This is a genomic window from Paenibacillus sp. FSL L8-0158 (assembly GCF_038592965.1).
Classification (GTDB): domain Bacteria; phylum Bacillota; class Bacilli; order Paenibacillales; family Paenibacillaceae; genus Paenibacillus; species Paenibacillus polymyxa_D.
On the sequence record NZ_CP151949.1, the window covers coordinates 1,202,682 to 1,220,090 of the forward strand.

Consider the following 17,409-nt stretch of genomic DNA (forward strand, 5'->3'; position numbering starts at 1 on the left):
AACGAAGCGAGAAAGAGATCGAGAAAGAGATCAAAGGGGGCTAGCTATGGATAGGTCGTGGTCAGGGCCTTGGTTTGATGCCAATGCGCCAGAAGGGTTCGAGGCTTTTACTCCGTCACATGGGTTGGCTGTATTGGGACTCATTGTATGCGCTTTGTTGCTGTGGCTGACTAGGGGATGGATTCGGTCGAACAAGCCTGTAAGGGAGGGAATTCGCTGGTTGTTAATTACAGTTCTCATTCTGTCAGAGGTGACCCTGAATATTTGGTATGTGATGCAGCATATTTGGGATGTCCAGACCTCATTGCCATTAGAACTGTGCAGTGTGACACTACTGCTGTCTATCCTGATGCTCATTTTTCGAAGCCGCTGGTTATATCCGATCATCCTTTTTGCCGGAATTGGAGGGGCGCTCCAAGCAGTACTCACGCCTAATTTGGCATATGCCTTTCCGCATTATCGTTTTATCCATTTTTTCGTAGCTCATAGTGCTATTATTCTGGCAGCCTTGTATATGACCTGGATAGAAGGACTCCGACCGACATGGAAGAGTGTGGGAGGAGTGATGCTTTTTCTGAATGGCTTGGCGCTGATGGTGTGGATCGTAGACGATGCTCTCGGAGCTAACTATATGTTTCTGGCCGGAAAGCCGTCAACACCGTCGATATTAGATTTTTTAGGGCCATATCCTCTGTACATTTTGGCAGAAGAAGCCATTGCACTGCTGTTCTTTTCGCTTCTGATGCTGTTGTTCGAGGTGCTCCCGGGAGGCAGGCTGTATGTTCGCTTTCGCAAAGGAGCTTTGCATGATGCTGATAGGTCGACATCAAAGCCGTTGTAATGCCATATGAAAGCAGCCTTCTCCACAAGTAAATGACTAGGGTAAGGCTGCTAAGAATGCTAAGAATGCTAAGAATGCCTAAACAGTAGTACGCCTGGGGATAACGTTCTCCATTCTAATACTTAACGCAGTAGTGATTCTGCTCCGTCTACATAAATTTCCGTACCCGATACATGAGATGACTCGTCTGAGGCGAGAAACAGGACCAGATTGGCAACCTGCTCTGGTTCACCAGGGGCATCCTCTAGCGGATGCTCTCCGCCCTCCGGAAATTCGACTGGAATTTGTACCTTCTTCAAGTCTTCCGAAGGGTACGTGTTATTGTCAATTTGCGTGTCGATGGCTCCCGGGCATATCGCGTTGACCCGAATTTTGTAACGTGCCAGCTCCAGCGCTGCCATTTTCATAAACGCAACCTGAGCTGCCTTGGTGGAGGCGTAGGCTGAGAATCCAATACCTGAAAAGGTTCGATTACCGTTGATGGAGCTGGTAATGATAATGCTGCCGCCGCGTTCTTTAAGGTAAGGGACGGCATATTTAACGGTAGCAAAGGTGCCGCGAAGATTAATGTTCATCGTGCGATCCCATTCCTCCAGCTCCAGTGTCTCGATAGGGGCCATGGTGCCGTTAATGCCTGCGTTGGCGAACACGATATCCAACTTTCCGTACGTTTCCACGACTTTAGCGAACCCCTGCTGAATCATATCCGGCTTGGAAATATCACATTCCAGCACAAGTGCTTCACCGCCAGCCTGCTCAATAATTGCTTTGGTCTCCTCTGCATGCTTGGGTGTCCGATCCAGCATGACCACCTTGGCGCCTTGTTCTGCAAAACGGATCGCGGTCGCCTTGCCGATTCCTGAACCCCCACCACTGACCACTGCTATCTTTCCTTGCAATCTCTGCTCTGCCATTGACTATTCCTCCCATTCCGTTCATAAACTAAACCTGACTCGTTATTCCATACCTCTGGACGTTGATGGTGAAACAGTCACGGTTGGATTTCATCCCGTTTGCGAAATATGGTAATATAGGGAACCAGCAGGAACTTGTAGCAAAAATATATAGCAGGAACACGTATCGGAGAAGACCGAGTGACGGAGGTGGATCGAATTGAGCTATAACGCAAATGACCAACCCGAATCGACAGACGCTATAGCACTGACGGGGAAAATGAAACCGTGGGCACTGAGCGGCCCCAGTATTCAGATCGATCCGTTGTTTCCCTATTACGCCAACCGTTCGCGGGACAGTATAGCAGATGAGATCGCCCTTGCGGGCTACCAGACCGTTCATTATTTTGTCGTGCGTGAAAATGAAGTGGATGGAGCGCTTGTTGCTGCTTTTCAACGCAGAGGCATAGCGGTGTGGGCGATGGTGCTGGGCAACGGTTCTTTTGGCGTGTCCCAGCTGCCGCCGGAGTGGAAAGGATGGCGCATGGAGCTGCTGCGCGAACCGAACGACGGATTTCAGCGGCTTTCGCATTTTGCCCAGGAGTATGTGGAATGGAAAAAGAAAGCCGCTGCCCGGCTCGTCACCGACATTCCGTTCGACGGGTTCGAGGTGGCGGAGCCTTATTTCCCCGAATGGAACGGGCTGCGCAGTGGAGTGTACGGGGATGTTGGGCCGCATGCACAGCGCGCCTTTCGCGAGCGTAGCGGTGAGGACATTCCGGATTTTCGCGACAAGCATGCGCGGAATTATTACCGGAAGGTTCCGAAGCTGTACGCGCAGTGGGTTGAACTGCGTGTGGACGCCGTGAATGGCCTGATCAGCGAGCTAGTAAACGGTGCGGGTGGTGTGCGTGATGTCCGGCCGGACATCTGCGTGGCGACATGGTCGCTTGCTGTGAGCGGACGCGGCGATGTCCCCGGCCAGCTACGGGAATGGCAGGGTCTGGACGCGGTAGCCATGATCGGGTGCGTAGCCCCGGATATGCACGTGCTCCAGACCCATTGGCCGGACTGGATGCGTCGCCGTCTGCCGCCACAGTATATCCGCGGCTACGCCCGCATCGCGCAGTCGATACGGGCCGCTTATCCGGGTCTGCCCCTCGGGGTGCAGGCGGATATCGGTTCTCTCGCGCGTATGGTTCGGGACAGCGAGTGGACGCAGAGGTTTGGGGCTACCGCTCTGGAGGGCGGGTACGACGCCTGGACCGCCTATGAATACCATTTGGGTGGTTACATGTACGATGAGCCGCCCAAACCGCTTAAGGCGGAACGATCAGCCGAAGATGAGGTGGTTATTTCTTTCAGCAAGCGGATTGCCACACCGTCTATAGATGAGCTGCGTATTTGGAGTCGGGAGGACAGAGCAGGTACAACACGCGGCCTGAGCCGCCATCTAAGGAGCGATTCACTAACGTTGTTGGAGCTTGTGGATGCCGTAGCAGACGGAAACCGTCTATTGCTGCGTATACGCAATTTACCAGCGGGGGCGTTCAGCTTGCGCCTTGATGGTGTGCAGGATACACCGGAGCTGTGGCTGCTTAAGGGGAGGAAGGTACATCGCAATCTGCCAGAGCATGAAGTGAGGATTCCTTAAAATTTGGGTAATAACAAAATAACAGCTGTATAAACGGCTCATTTGCCGTAGCATTATTGAGTTGTATATAGTAAGGCAACATCTTTTCAAAACATAAACAAATAGTGGAGTGAAAAAAGTATGTGGGATTGGGATTATCTGATTCGGGTCATGTTCGCTGGCTTGTGCGGCGCGTTAATCGGCTATGAACGGAAGAGTCGGATGAAGGAGGCAGGCATTCGCACGCATTTCATTGTCGGTATTGGCGCAGCGCTCATGATGGTGGTATCCAAATATGGTTTTCAGGATCAAGCCACCTGGACTAACCTGTCGCTGGACCCTTCCAGAATAGCAGCACAGGTTATAAGCGGAGTCGGCTTTATCGGCGCAGGGATGATTTTCACACAAAAAAATAGAATCAAAGGACTGACCACTGCCGCAGGCATCTGGACTACCGCCGGAATCGGTATTGCCGTCGGTGCAGGGATGTATGGGCTTGGTGCAGGTGTAACGCTGTTTATTTTAGCGGCTCAGTCCTTGCTCCATAGTCGTTTTTATCAGATGGCTACCCCGTCTACGCGACAAGTAGTTGTTCAGGTCGACAATGAGCCGGGCGTACTGAATCGGATCAAAGAACTGCTGGAACACAAGAAGCTGACGATTCACAGCTTTCACGCCGAGCGCATCAATAACGGTGAGCAGTTGGTTATTCATATGCTTTTAAAGCTGTCTCGGTCAGAGGGAGTGGAGGAATTGCTGTTACTGCTGCAAGAGATGGAAAGTATTCGTTTGGTCGAGACCAAGTCCAATTAGACGAATTTACTGCTCCTTCAGTAGCTTTTTTGTCGAACGCTGGCGGCTTTTATAACGGAAAAAAACTTTAAAAATAATGATTGAAAACGCTTCCTTTTGTGTATATACTCTTACTACATCACAGAGGCAGCAGCTTAGGAAGCATCAAGGGATAAGCAAAAACGACCTCATGCGTATGCACAAGGTCGTTGCTGGTGTCCCGTTTTGAAAGACTGATTTGAATGTCTTACTTTACTTTGACTGGAGCTGGATATTTTTTACCCAGCGTATCCACAGTGACTTTTTTCATCGTAGCCGGTTTGATCGGTTTGTCATTGCTATCCCGTTTGGAATTGACGATAGCATCGACCACATCCAGCCCGGACGTTACTTTACCGAAAGCGGCATATTGACCGTCGAGGTAGTCTGCATCGGCAACCATGATGAAAAATTGCGATCCGGCCGAATCCAGATCCGCTGAGCGGGCCATGGATAATACGCCACGTGTATGTTTGAGTGTATTGTTAACACCATTGCTCTTGAATTCGCCTTTGATACTGTAGCCGGGGCCACCTGTACCGTTACCTTGCGGATCACCACCCTGAATCATAAAGCCTGGGATCACACGGTGGAAAATGGTACCGTTATAGGCTCCCTTTTGCACCAAAGAAATGAAATTGTTAACCGTGTTCGGTGCTACTTCCGGATACAGCTCAAGCTTAATTTTCTTACCATCATTCATGACAATCGTGACAATCGGATGGGAAACAGCCTTGTTTTTGTCCTTAGTCGCAGCAGGAGTTGTAGTGCTTGTCCGGCTTGCAGCTTCCACATCAGCCGCTTTTGTGCCACATCCAGCAACCAGCACGAGCATGATGGCCAGCAGGCACAGCGTATACCATGGGCGTATCGTTTTTCGGTTCATTGATATTCCTCCTGAAAGGTTGGATGGTGTAACATCCTAAATTATAGTTTGGGGGCAGCGCAGAACACTTTTCCATTTTCTATCATACCTTTTTTGCTGGGGATAAGGAAATACGGGTTTGAAAGCCGTATTCTTGACCCATACTGCTGCTATTCCCAAGGAAAGGGGCAGGATCATGATGGAGGTAGACAAAAAGCTGGCGAAAGGTCTCATATGGGGTATGGCGTTCAGTCTGCCGGTTTGGGTAGGGGTGCTGTACTCCGTACAGCATATTCGTGACTGGCTATAACATAAAGCGTAAAGATAGGCCAAAACCGTTATGGTTTTGGCTTATTTGTATTTGTGCCAGTCCAAATTGCTGTTATTCAGTAGATGCTCGAAGTTGTTATCCAGCTTCTTCTGTTCAGCTTTTTTTGCTTCAAGGGCACGCTGCCGTTCGTCTTCTTTACGCTTGTCCTGTTCTGCTTGGGCTTCATTGGCTTGAGCCTTTAGCTTGTTCAACACATCCTGGCTCAACAGATCTTTTAACGTAGCAGGTTTGTCCTGAGCCGCAGGAGCAGGGGAAGACGAATTTCTCTTCTTAGCCATGTCATCATCTCCATTCCATTCGATTATATCAGCTTCTTCACGGTTGTTCCACGATGGAAGTATGAGGGGGCGGTAGACTTTTCTAATTTAGGGGGTAATAATGGAATGAGCAGAAGGGACGTGTGGCATCATGCATCTATATTGGAAGCGAAACCTGGTCATTTTGTGGATTGGAGTGTTGTTTTGCAGCATGGCCTATTCCGTGTCTATTCCGTTTTTACCTATTTTTCTGAATACGGAAATGGGCGTAAATGATCATTTGGAACTGTGGTCGGGGACTGCCTTTGGAGTCACTTTTTTAGCCAGTGCGCTGATTGCCCCATTTTGGGGTTCGCTTGCAGATAAATATGGACGTAAGCCGATGCTGATTCGTTCAGGCTTTAGCCTGGCGGTGTTGTACCTGATATGTGCTTTTGTGACAGATCCGTATGTGTTCGTAGGAGTACGGTTGTTTCAGGGCCTTCTCTCCGGGTTTATTCCTGCTGCGATTGCGCTGGTCGGAACGGGTTCGCCAGAAGAAAAAACGGGCTATGCGCTCGGTATAATGGCGACCGCTGGGGCGACAGGCAGCATTATAGGTCCGTTGATTGGCGGTGTGGTGAGCCATTATTATGGCAATCGGAATGCCTTTTTCTTCTCTGCAGCTCTTGTACTGGTATCTGCATTAATTGCGACCTTTGGCGCTAGAGAGGACAGCTTCAAGGGAACCAGTACCCGCTCGCATGTTCGTGATGATATCAAGGAGGCTATTGCTAATCGGCCTTTGTATTTTTTGCTTATTTTGGCGGGATTAAGCACCTTTTCCGTTATGATACTGGAACCATTAATTACGGTATATGTGCTTGAGATGGGAGTTGACCGCAGCCAAGCGTCTCTAAGTTCCGGAATTGTATTCTCAGCCGTAGGTATTGCGGCGGTGCTGATGGCCCCCCGGTGGGGACGGATTGGAGGACGGACCGGATTTGCACACGTGCTGCTGATTGGGCTGATCGGTTCGGGAATCGGGAATATTCTACAATTTTATGTAACTAACTTTGTTGGTTTTGGTGCGCTTCGCTTTGGATATGGATTGTTTTATGCATCCGTCATGCCTGCTATCAACGCAATGACTGTGGAGGTCACCAAGCCGGAGTTTCGCGGACGAGCCTTTAGTTTGAATCAATCAGCTACTCAACTCGCGACCATGGCGGGGCCATTGATTGGCGGCATGCTTGGCAGCTGGATGCCCATTCGCTGGATCTTTGTGTTAAACGGTGGCATATTGCTGCTTGCAGCGTTGTTGCTATGGGTGAAGGGGAAAAACGTGTTCCCGGTTTCAGCCAAGAAGAACGTCACGGATCAGGATATCCATTCTGCTGGATAGGTGAATGACACTGGATTGATTAAGAGGACAACCTTAGAGCTCATAGAGCAGGTCTTTTTTTGTGTTATTAGATAATTATCCCAAACCTTTACTTTTAGTATACTTATTCATAACCCTCTACACTGATAATATGACAAGGAGGGATATATTATGATAAGAGACGACATTTTGCGTCAACAGCTTGAGAAAGCTCGTCAAAAGCTGTATATTTTGCAAGCAAAACATGGTTTTAATCATGCCAGTGTGCTCAAACAGTCTGTAATTATGGATAACCTCATCAATCAATATAACCACCTTTTTTATATAAAAGAAAAAAAGCCGACTGCATAAATGTAACCGATGGGCGAGAAACTTTTGGTGAGGTCACTCGCCCTTGTATTATAGCGCTGATACTTATAGATAACGATGCTTGTCTTAACTTTTCTAGCGAGTGCGCAATCTACATTTTAGGTACGATTTGTTTGATGTGCACTTAGTAAAACACCAATAATAACGACCAAACCGCCGATGATTTGGCGCCATGTAATCGTTTCATGCAAAAGCAACACAGAAAATAAGACTCCAAATATCGGAACCAAATTCATCAGAGAAACGGAACTGCTCGGTGACAGCTTGATTAATCCGTAATTATATAGCAAAAACGCGATAACGGAGCAGAAAACACCCAGATATACTAACAACATAAACGATCCTGTTGTTGGAACCTGCCAACGATCCTTTTCTAATAGAGCCAACGGTATAAAGAAGATACTCCCTGCAACGGTTTGATAAAAGGATAACGTCACGGGTGGATATTTGTCCACAACCTTGCGCGTCATGAAAGTGTAAAACGCCCACGCAAAACCCGTCCCGATTAATATTAAATTTCCGATGAGTTGATTCTTACTATCCGAACTTTCGCCAACTGAAGTCAAGAAATATACCCCGATCATGGCCAGTGCTATGCCGCAAATTTTATATTTGGATATTTTCACTTTATACAAAATAAGTTCAAGCAGCGATGTAATTGCGGGATAGGATGCAACAATTAATGCTGCGTTGGAAGCGGTAGTCAGGCTAACCCCTATATTCTCCATTGAAAAATAGAGAGTGATTCCCAAAACACCACTAAACGAAATCGTAGCCAAATCTTTTGGCTTTACTTTGACATGTTCTTTTTTAATCAGCAAAACGATACCTAGTACAACGGAAGCTATAATAAATCTGGATAGACCCAAGGTAAGAGGGGGGAATGTCGTATAGGCTGCTTTGGTGGCAATAAACGATGTGCTCCAGATCAATAGGGCCAGAATGGTAGAACCGTAGTAAATCCGGTTGCTTTCGCTGTGATGAGCTATGACTTTGTTCAAGTTAAATCCTCCCTGAGGTAATCCCCTGTGAAATAATAATAGTAGCTACTATAGTAACTACTATAAAAACGTTACTAAAAAGATAGTGTGTATATCAGTTTTTGTCAAGGGGAAGTGATATAGTAAGGATGAACACGAATTGAGGAGAAGACGTCATGAAACCAAAACCAAATATATTAGAAATTCTACGGGATTTGAATTTTAGTGAATATGAAGCCAAGGCTTATGTGACCTTATTGGAAAGCTCTCCACTTTCGGGATACGCCGTTTCATTGAATTCCGGGGTACCGAGATCCAAAATTTACGAGGTTTTGTCTGGAATGGTCAACCGTGGGGACATCATGGTCAGTCAAGAAAATACGCCTCTGTATGTGCCGCTTCCGCCACATGAATTGATTGCCCAGAGAAAACGCAAAGCAGAGCAGATTTTCAATGTGGCGCAAGAGAGTTTGGAGCAGTACACGGCATCATTTCAAAACAGAGAGAATATTTGGAATATTTCGGGGTATGAAGCCATTATCAATCGCATAAATGAAGGGGTAAAAGGAGCAAAACACCGAATTTTATTGGAAATTTGGCAAGAGGATGCCGAGGTGTTCCGAGATGCCTTAGAGCAAGTAGCCCAACAAGGAATTGAAGTGATCATTGTAGCGTATGGGGAGCTTAACTTTGATTTCGCTACTGTTTACCTCCATGATATGAGTGAAGAGATTACGTCCGAAATTGGTGGTCGGTGGATTGTACTTAGCATAGATGACCGGGAGGTCGTAGCTGGCATACTTTCACTAGGGGATGACAGCCGCGCTGCATGGACGTTGCATCCGGGTCTGGTGATGCCGATTACGGAAGTGATTATACATGATATTTATATCATGGAAATCCTATATGAGTTCCGTGAACAATTAGAGGAGAAATTCGGCCCTAATCTAATTCATCTTCGCAATAAATTTGCTATGGGTCCAAATGGCAAAGGATATTATATTCCTTTGACTGAAAAAAGCATTAAACGTGTATAGAGATTGTCTGAGGTCCGATGTGCAAAAATAAACAGGCCCATGGAGTGTTATTCCATGAGCCTAATTTTATGGATGTTGTGTTCTATTATTTTACGGTTACAATCACACGTTGATAATGCTTTAAAGGATGTTTTCCATTGTCCTGTACTTCTGCAATGATATGAAGCGTATTCCCTGACTTAGCATCTGCAGGAACTGTGAAACTAACTGCATTCGTATCACTACCTTGCAAGTCAATCGTGTTTACTTTCTCTCCTTTAGCTACTTCACGATGAAGCCCAAGCTGCATTTCACCCAGCAATTCAGGTTTAACTTGTGCTGGTTTTACTTTAGAATCTTCGTACGTGTCTGCTTCAAAATATCTCCACCATTTATAGGTTAATTGATCATCGTCGGGATCTGAACCTTCTGCATGCAGGGTTATTTTCTCCCCTGGACTTGCCGTCAGGTCTAATCCTTCTTTAATGGTCAACGTTGGATTATGGTTCGCATCTTTGTAGTCGGATGCAATAGCCCAATCTGCACGAGCAGCAAAGTCATTTTGAATATCATCAAACCAACGCATCAGAGAATATTCTGCTTCGAATTTTTTCGTATGCACATCATAATCCAACACGGTATTTCTAAATAATTTATCGTTAACGACACCAAAACGACCTCCCCAGCCACCATAGGTTGGGTTTTCCATACTCCGCAATCCGTTATCAATTAAATAGAAGAAGGATGGAGAATCACCTTCAGAAATGAAGTCATACTTGTCGTATTGCGGATTTTTCTTCAAGTAGGCTTCACTGCCTCTTTGTTCTTCATCCAACTCGCCTTTGATGATATTGCCATCGCCCATCAAGGCATACATATTGAGCAACTTGCCATGACCATCTTTAATATTTTTGAAGTTCCATTCCCCGTGCAACTTGCTGTTTACTTCTTCTGTGTGCATTTTCCAAGCATAAGCGAAATGCCAGAAGTTAGATTGATCATTAATAATTCTGATGTCAGGCCAATTTTTAGCGATGTAATTGTTGTAGCTATCGTCCTGGTCCAGAATGATGTACAGCACAAGTTTATCACTTACTTTTTTTCGAATCGTTTCCCATTGATCTGTATTTTTATATTCGTCTTCAATGGACTTTAGAGCTCTGGCCGTGGTATTGGTTCCACCCCAAGTTTGTACGTATAAATCTCTTTTGTCATCGTCCAGGAAAAGCGTTTTAAGGAAATTGGAGCCTTCCGTTTCTTTGTCCATTTCACCTTTATTTGATATGTTGCCTATTTTGGTAACGCTCTTGATATATTCAGGCTTTGGATATCCCTCGGCATGTTTGATTAAGTTGGGATAAATCTCTCCGTAGGCATCAATCATATCTGTTACCCATTGTGTTCCGGTCCATCTAAATGGCTTGATGCCAGCCTTTTCATCACCTGCATAATGATATACAGAACTAGTCAGTACAATCCCGGACAAATCCATTTCATTGGAGTAAAGAAGGAAGCGAATGACTGAATTCATATCATCTACTTCTCCATCGGTAGTGATCACCGTTCTGGCCTTGGTTGTTTTATTTTCTACTTTATTTTCCGTTTGTTTTTCTGTTGGAGCAGCGCTTTCATCTTTCACTACGGCGGGCGCCTTACCACTGCATCCACTGATGATCAGAATACATATCATGGCTAATAAAAAAATGCTTAATCCTTTTCTTTCTCTCATTTCTGTTCCCCTCTCTGAACGTTCCTATGATGTTTTTTTAGGATTATGACCATGTAAGTATTCTTTTTATTCAAGATTTAGGCATAAAAAAAACCTAAACATATATATGTCTCAACAATAGTTGAGCATATATACATTTAGGTTTTGCCTGCATGATCAGTCACAATCCTGATTCAATTTTACATCAATGTCCGAGAAAATGAAAGCGGTTTATAAGTCCCAGCATAAAATTAGTTTTACGCTTTGAATAAACCGGATTCTTTGACTTCAGATAGGAAGTTGTGGAACTCAGGAATGTTCAGCTGTTGCTGAGCATCGGACAAAGCGACTGCCGGGTTCGGATGGACCTCCACCATGATACCGTCGGCTCCAGCAGCCAGGGCAGCTTTGGCGCAAGGGGCCAGGATGTCCTTACGTCCTGTGGAGTGAGTCACGTCCACCAATACAGGCAGATGACTTTCCTTTTTCAAAATCGGAACAGCGGAAATATCCAGCGTGTTACGCGTCCATTTTTCGTACGTACGGATACCGCGTTCAATCAGCATGACTTGCGTGTTACCACGGGAAACGATGTATTCAGCAGCATGAAGGAACTCTTCCATTGTGGCAGCCAGTCCGCGTTTGAGCAGAACCGGAGTTCTGGTTTCACCCGCAGCTTTGAGCAATTCAAAGTTGTGCATGTTGCGCGCACCAATTTGAATAATGTCGATGTATTGGATCGCTTCCTCCAAATGTCTTGGATCGACGATTTCACTGATTGTAGCCAGCCCGAACTCGTCACCTACACGTTTGAGAATTTGCAGTCCTTCCACGCCCAGTCCTTGGAAATCGTACGGAGACGTACGTGGTTTAAACGCGCCACCCCGAAGAATCGGCACACCGGCTTCCTTGAGAGCCGCACCTACTTCACGAGTTTGCTGGTAGCTTTCCACCGAGCAGGGACCTGCGACCATGATGGAGGCTTTGCCGCCTACCAGCGTATCTTTAACCTTAATAATTGTGCTATCTGGTTGATTTTTACGGCTGACGATCAGATGTTTTTTGTGTTCTTCTTTTTGATAGTTCAAAGAAGCCTTGAAAATATTTTTGAACAGCTGGCGAATCGTAGCATCGTCAAAAGGCCCACGGTTAGCCGCGATCAGCTTGTCCAGCATTTGTTGCTCACGTACCGGATCAAAGTCAGGTACCCCTTGAGCTTCCTTCAATTTTCCAAGTTGTCCGGCCAGTTCAGCGCGTTGGGACAGCAGCTCCAGCAATTGCAAATTTGTAGCATCGAGTTGTTCACGCAGCAGCTCCAAAGAATTTTCATTTGTAGACATACAGTACTACACCCTTCCCGAATTTAATTTGTTTTTTCTGTCAGTCCATAAACTTTTCTTGCAGAAAATAACACAAAAAGGCACTCGTCGCAAGGGACGAATGCCGTGGTACCACCCTAATTACAGAAGTATACATACGAATCGTCAACGTGGTTCAGTCGACAGCAGTAACTTCTGAGCTTGATGCCCGTAACGGGGGCTTCCGGAAACCTCTACTCGGACAAAGGAATGAATCCTTCTGTCGGTTCAAGGCTCGACTCGGGAGTGAATTTCAACGTGGGATTGCGGTACGCTCTCAGCAATTCGTACCTTTCTGTGGGAATCCGTTAGACGTTTACTTGTCTCCGTCGATGTCTTTGTTCATGGTTTTCAAAAGATTTGACCTTATTTTAAACAAAGTAGGTGCAGAAGGCAAGCCCTGATTATCAGGTTCAAGTTTTTGCCCTTGAATTGCTGTCCTTTCATTTTCCTCGATCCCTGGGTTCGGGCTTCGCAGATGCGACTCCTCGTGGGTTATCTTCGATCGAGGTATCGTCCGTTTTTGTCTTGTCCGCAGTTCTACGGTCGTCTGCTTCCACAGGATTCAAGGCTTTATACCGTGTGTATTCCATATCGGCCTGAGACATCGGATCTTTATACATAGGAGATCAGTCAACTCCTTTCTGTTATACACTACATTACCCGCATAGCAGAATGGGTAACCGTTTTCTTTCACTCGATAAAATGAGTGGTTAATCCAGCATATCGTCGCTCTCCAGTTGATCTTCTTCATCCCCATCGGTACCATTCAGCAAATCGGTACCATGCAGGAATTCGGCGGGAGCAGAAGGATCAACAGGACTGTTCGGTGTCAGTTCATCGGCATCTGGTACATCCTCCAGAGGAGTATCCGGCCCTTCGGTCAGATTCTCCCAGTTGGTTTCTGCATTTTGCAGAGAAGGCTCAAAATCATTGTCATGTAGCTCAGTAGTTCGATCGTCACGATTTGCCATGTTGCTCAGCTCCTTTACTTTTTGTTGCTTATTCCGACCTTACCCAAACAGCGGAACGGCTAAACCTTCAGTTAGTGTGTCTGTAGGAAGTTAAAATCATGCGAATAGGGATATGCCCATTCTCAATTAGCGTTTTTTTGGTAACTGCTGTGATATGATAAAGAAGATAGGGAGGGATATGAGTTGGAATGGTACATGTTTGGTCCGATGATTAGTCGTATCCGCGTAGGCCAAAAGGCATCTACCCCGGGATTTTCCCGCACCCTCATTCGACGCCCGGAAGGCTTATACTGGACAGATGGTGGACAGGCCGGAAAAATAGTAGAAATACGCGATTATTTATTCTCTGATATTTGGACGATCTATGAGGATGAAGATTGTGAACCATGGTTGGGGCTTAGAGAGCAGAAAGAGCGGCGTGAACAGGAAATGATCATTAATCAATATGAAGATTTTACAAAAAATGAGTAAAAAGAACATGATACCCTTCTTATGAAGAAGGTATGCACATCATCGTATAGAATAATATAATTTCAGGACGTAAAAAATGTTAAAACGTATACAAACTTGTAAATCCTACTATGTAACTTTGAGGTGCTTAATATGAGGCATGTGCCCAAAGCTGTCGTCGCCCTGCTAGCGGTCATTGTGATGCTGTTGTCGCTGGGTCACTCCGCCTATGCGGCCAAAATGACCCCGGAAGGGGATTATAAAATACCCTCCTGGGATATGAGATGGGGAGAGGTAAACGAGGATGGCTCTTTAGATGAGGTAAAGGATCCCAGCAAGATCTGGATGCATATTGAAGATGATACACAACTGCTTAGGCAGCCCGGCAATATAGGCTCCGCCTGGATTCGTATTAAGTTACCTTCGCTAAATGATGAAACGCCAGCGATACTTTTTGAAAATATTTATGGCAGGCATATTACGCTGTATAAGGATGGAACCAATTTTTACGAATCCTACCGTGGGTACAATTATGAGAATAATCGTATTCTGATTCCGCTGAAGCCGGAAGACAGCGGTAAAACATTATACATATGGACGGAAAGCAGTAAGAATAGACTGGGCATCATCGGTAACGTGATGACCGGTGATTATCGTGATTTGTTGGGGACCTTGGTCAGAATGGATGTTTTAGATATTGTACTGGGCAGTACGTTTATCTTTATCGCCCTGATGCTACTGATCTGCTCGTTTTTCCTGTTCCGTCCGAGTATGGCCATGTGGCTGTCCCTAAGTGCGATTGTATTGTCTATTGGTCTGATGATCGTAACGTATTCACCATTCTTGTATACATTCTATCGCGGCTACGGCAAGCTGTACTTACAACTTTTTGATGTGGCACTATTTATTCTGCTGCCCTCATTAGCCTTCTTTTTTGAGCAAAACATCAATTCGATTATACTGATTCGCAAATTCAGAAAGTTGTTAACCGCCTACTCTTTGTTCTGCTTTACCATGATGATTGTGAATTTAGGAGCACAGGAGCGGTTGAACAACATATATTATTTTTTTAGTGTAGTCATTCTGGGTATATTACTCGTCGCCTTAATGATACTGCTGGTATTTGCTTCGGTTCGCATGGCACTTAAGGGTGATCACGAAGCGATCATCTTATCGACAGGCTTTGCATTTTTTGCAGTCATCTCTATCGGGGAGCTGAGCTGGTTTTTCATTCTGGACGGACACTACAATATGTTTTTGTGGAAATGGGGCGTGTTCGGCTTTGTACTGGCGTTGATCGCGATTTTGGGCAGAAGGCTGGCAGAAAAGCACAAACAGGTGGTTCGGTATTCCAGAGAACTGGAGATGTTCAATAATGAGCTTCAACGTTCGGAGAAAATGGAGATTATTAGCGATCTGGCTGCATCTGTAGCTCATGAGGTACGTAATCCCCTTCAAGTTACACGAGGATTTCTTCAGTTGATGAGCAAGCAGGAGGATGGTAAAAATAAAGACTATCTACATATCGCTCTGGAGGAACTGGATCGAGCTTCCGCGATTATTACTGATTTTCTGACCTTTGCCAAGCCAGAATTTGACCAAACCAAAACGTTGACCATATTGGACGAATTCAAGCATATTGAAGGAATCATCAGTCCAATGGCTAATTTGCAAGGTGGAAAAATTTCGCTGGATATTCCCCAGGAAATCAAAGTGCGCGGGAATTCCTCCAAGTTCAAGCAGGCGTTCATCAATATCATCAAAAACAGTATTGAAGCGCTGCGAGACCAGGGGCTTATTCATATATGGGCTTATGTGGATAACGGAGAAGCTGTCATTCATATTCGGGATAATGGTGAAGGGATGGATGCTCAGACTTTATCCAGACTAGGTGAGCCTTATTTTTCGAATAAGACAAAAGGCACAGGTTTAGGAATGATGGTGACTTTTCGGATTATTGAAACGATGAATGGAAAAATAACTTTTACAAGTGCAAAAGGGGTGGGAACAGAAGCGACCATCCGCTTCCCCGTAGCCGGATAATATCCGGCTTTTTTGCGTTCGGAGAAAACGGAGGGAAGCTTGCTGAGCCCACCCCTATGAGGTTAAGGAATCTAGATTAAATAAGCATTAACAACCATTCTACCACATTGAGCGAGGTTTCTGGGATGCAGCGAGCACGCCGGAGGGGTCTGGAGGAATTACCAGAAAAAACTGATCAGGCGTTTCTTCTAATGTTTTGATTTGGATATGATCGGGGATCACGACTCCTAACACATCACGAATTGCAGATTTGGGATCAGTCATCAGTTTCTCTCTGAAACTGGCATCCTCCCAAGCTTTTTGAATGACTTGTGTTTGAAGAACTTCAGTAGCCATCAAAAATCACCCTCTCATTCAATTGGTTATATTTACCTAGTCAGTATACCACGAAGGGCTCAGAAAAATCTAGCATTATTTCATATTTTTGGAGAGCCAGTAATCAAGTCCACCCCGTCTCAAATGCGAGCGTCCGCCTTCAATTTCTGCCGCCACTTCGCCCAGCTCAGCTGCGATAGAATGTGCAAAGCTACGTAGGCCCTGGATAGAAGGCTCCAGGGTCTCTAACTGTTGGACTGCTTGATCGGCAATGTTCACATAGCTGGCAAGCGCACCGCGTACATAAATCGCTTCTTGAATCTGTTTGGGTCCCAATCCTTCACAGTAAGCCGTCTTCTGCTCGGCACTGATATGGGACAAAAGACAGTTATAGCTATGTTCGACCAAATCTTCTGACCAATCCGCCCAATCATCCGACATTTGAAGCACGAGTAGCGCCAAGTCCGTCATATTTGTAATGTTCTGAATCAGATCGGCACGGCCTGCGAGCAGTAAAGCACCCGTTCCGGCCATTTTTAATGGACTTGCTTTCAGCGCGACCTTATTTTTTTCTCCTTGAAAATAGTCCTCTGTTCCTTCGGATATCACACTAACGGCCCATTCATCAACATACGTTCGGGTATATGACCAAAAAGGAGAGGTCGCTGGAAAAAGGTCCCGATATACGCTTAGACACTCGGTATAGAATAGCTGGCTTAAAGCGAGTTGCGTTTTACGGTTGTCTGCTGCTGTGTCCATCACATCGTCTTGAATTAAATAGTGAGCCATGACGAACACGTTGCCAAGTGACAGCCTGCGGCATGTTTCGGGGGGCAGTCCGGTGAGTTCTTGCAGCCAAAATGGAAGCAAATAGCATATGTAATTACGCGTGCTGTCTTCCCGCAACGGATTAAAACGCGCCAGATAGTCCAAACCCTCTTGCCGAAAGGGAGCTGGAAACGTGGACGTCCGTTCCTCCGCTTGACGAAATACTTTTTCCAATTCGTCTTTGTATGCAAAATACCATTCCATCGCCATCACCTGCATCTCTTATGAATATTTTTATAGCGATTTCTAGTTGTTACCCGCCATTATACAACAGATTGCAATTTTCAATATTTTGTTATTTTTACATTGAGAATGTTATGAAAAAACATATGGAATCAGGCCTGTTGATTAACC

At 45.7% G+C, this 17,409-nt stretch carries 17 protein-coding genes and 1 other annotated feature; of the genes, 8 read left to right on the forward strand and 9 right to left on the reverse strand.

The window, feature by feature from the left end; all coding sequences use genetic code 11:
- Nucleotides 1-46: 46 nt before the first annotated feature.
- Entirely contained in the window at nt 47-841 is a 795-nt protein-coding gene (locus NSQ68_RS05355) for a TIGR02206 family membrane protein (RefSeq protein WP_342428218.1), read from the forward strand.
- A 122-nt stretch (nt 842-963) separates the two neighbouring features.
- Here the strand turns inward: NSQ68_RS05355 and NSQ68_RS05360 are convergent, their stop codons facing one another.
- Nucleotides 964-1,755: an SDR family NAD(P)-dependent oxidoreductase gene (locus NSQ68_RS05360; protein ID WP_307348146.1), complete on the reverse strand. Its 792-nt coding sequence runs from the start codon at nt 1,753-1,755 to the stop codon at nt 964-966.
- Nucleotides 1,756-2,014: 259 nt separating this feature from the next.
- Between NSQ68_RS05360 and NSQ68_RS05365 the strand changes: the two genes are divergently transcribed.
- Entirely contained in the window at nt 2,015-3,388 is a 1,374-nt protein-coding gene (locus NSQ68_RS05365; RefSeq protein ID WP_342429076.1) for an N-acyl-D-glucosamine 2-epimerase, read from the forward strand.
- A 120-nt stretch (nt 3,389-3,508) separates the two neighbouring features.
- The gene (locus NSQ68_RS05370; protein WP_342428219.1) at nt 3,509-4,180 is read left to right on the forward strand and encodes an MgtC/SapB family protein; all 672 of its coding nucleotides are present in this window, start codon (nt 3,509-3,511) and stop codon (nt 4,178-4,180) included.
- A 226-nt stretch (nt 4,181-4,406) separates the two neighbouring features.
- Here the strand turns inward: NSQ68_RS05370 and NSQ68_RS05375 are convergent, their stop codons facing one another.
- Nucleotides 4,407-5,084, reverse strand: a complete 678-nt coding sequence (locus NSQ68_RS05375) for a peptidylprolyl isomerase (protein WP_250272859.1) — start codon at nt 5,082-5,084, stop codon at nt 4,407-4,409.
- A gap of 330 nt (nt 5,085-5,414) precedes the next feature.
- A complete protein-coding gene (locus NSQ68_RS05380; RefSeq protein ID WP_025685196.1) occupies nt 5,415-5,672 on the reverse strand; it encodes a YqkE family protein in 258 nt (85 codons plus the stop codon).
- A 130-nt stretch (nt 5,673-5,802) separates the two neighbouring features.
- Here NSQ68_RS05380 and NSQ68_RS05385 point away from each other — a divergent pair, with 130 nt between their 5' ends.
- On the forward strand, nt 5,803-7,035 hold the full coding sequence (locus tag NSQ68_RS05385) for an MFS transporter (RefSeq protein WP_342428220.1): 1,233 nt from the start codon (nt 5,803-5,805) through the stop codon (nt 7,033-7,035).
- 150 nt (nt 7,036-7,185) lie between these two features.
- Nucleotides 7,186-7,365: an aspartyl-phosphate phosphatase Spo0E family protein gene (locus NSQ68_RS05390; RefSeq protein WP_307348155.1), complete on the forward strand. Its 180-nt coding sequence runs from the start codon at nt 7,186-7,188 to the stop codon at nt 7,363-7,365.
- Nucleotides 7,366-7,481: 116 nt separating this feature from the next.
- On the opposite strand, the gene NSQ68_RS05395 is transcribed toward NSQ68_RS05390, so the two are convergent.
- Nucleotides 7,482-8,384, reverse strand: coding sequence for an EamA family transporter (locus tag NSQ68_RS05395; RefSeq protein ID WP_307348157.1), 903 nt, complete (start codon nt 8,382-8,384; stop codon nt 7,482-7,484).
- 155 nt (nt 8,385-8,539) lie between these two features.
- Between NSQ68_RS05395 and NSQ68_RS05400 the strand changes: the two genes are divergently transcribed.
- Nucleotides 8,540-9,400 (forward strand): TrmB family transcriptional regulator, encoded by an 861-nt coding sequence (locus NSQ68_RS05400; protein WP_342428221.1) that lies wholly within the window; start codon nt 8,540-8,542, stop codon nt 9,398-9,400.
- Between the two features lie 85 nt (nt 9,401-9,485).
- Here NSQ68_RS05400 and NSQ68_RS05405 read toward each other — a convergent pair whose 3' ends face one another.
- The 3 genes from NSQ68_RS05405 to NSQ68_RS05415 form a co-directional block, all read right to left on the reverse strand.
- Complete coding sequence (locus tag NSQ68_RS05405) at nt 9,486-11,108, reverse strand: nucleoside hydrolase-like domain-containing protein (RefSeq protein WP_342428222.1); 1,623 nt, start codon at nt 11,106-11,108, stop codon at nt 9,486-9,488.
- A 236-nt stretch (nt 11,109-11,344) separates the two neighbouring features.
- Complete coding sequence (locus NSQ68_RS05410; protein WP_029516113.1) at nt 11,345-12,427, reverse strand: bifunctional 3-deoxy-7-phosphoheptulonate synthase/chorismate mutase; 1,083 nt, start codon at nt 12,425-12,427, stop codon at nt 11,345-11,347.
- A gap of 89 nt (nt 12,428-12,516) precedes the next feature.
- Nucleotides 12,517-12,787, reverse strand: a binding site (T-box leader).
- 371 nt (nt 12,788-13,158) lie between these two features.
- Nucleotides 13,159-13,419, reverse strand: coding sequence for a hypothetical protein (locus tag NSQ68_RS05415; RefSeq protein WP_029516115.1), 261 nt, complete (start codon nt 13,417-13,419; stop codon nt 13,159-13,161).
- Nucleotides 13,420-13,602: 183 nt separating this feature from the next.
- Between NSQ68_RS05415 and NSQ68_RS05420 the strand changes: the two genes are divergently transcribed.
- Nucleotides 13,603-13,890: a hypothetical protein gene (locus NSQ68_RS05420; protein WP_023987328.1), complete on the forward strand. Its 288-nt coding sequence runs from the start codon at nt 13,603-13,605 to the stop codon at nt 13,888-13,890.
- Nucleotides 13,891-14,022: 132 nt separating this feature from the next.
- Nucleotides 14,023-15,912: an ATP-binding protein gene (locus NSQ68_RS05425; protein WP_342428223.1), complete on the forward strand. Its 1,890-nt coding sequence runs from the start codon at nt 14,023-14,025 to the stop codon at nt 15,910-15,912.
- 99 nt (nt 15,913-16,011) lie between these two features.
- On the opposite strand, the gene NSQ68_RS05430 is transcribed toward NSQ68_RS05425, so the two are convergent.
- Both NSQ68_RS05430 and NSQ68_RS05435 read right to left on the reverse strand, forming a co-directional pair.
- Nucleotides 16,012-16,248 (reverse strand): NHLP leader peptide family RiPP precursor, encoded by a 237-nt coding sequence (locus NSQ68_RS05430; RefSeq protein ID WP_013309068.1) that lies wholly within the window; start codon nt 16,246-16,248, stop codon nt 16,012-16,014.
- Between the two features lie 75 nt (nt 16,249-16,323).
- On the reverse strand, nt 16,324-17,259 hold the full coding sequence (locus NSQ68_RS05435; protein ID WP_342429077.1) for a hypothetical protein: 936 nt from the start codon (nt 17,257-17,259) through the stop codon (nt 16,324-16,326).
- Nucleotides 17,260-17,409: the final 150 nt, after the last annotated feature.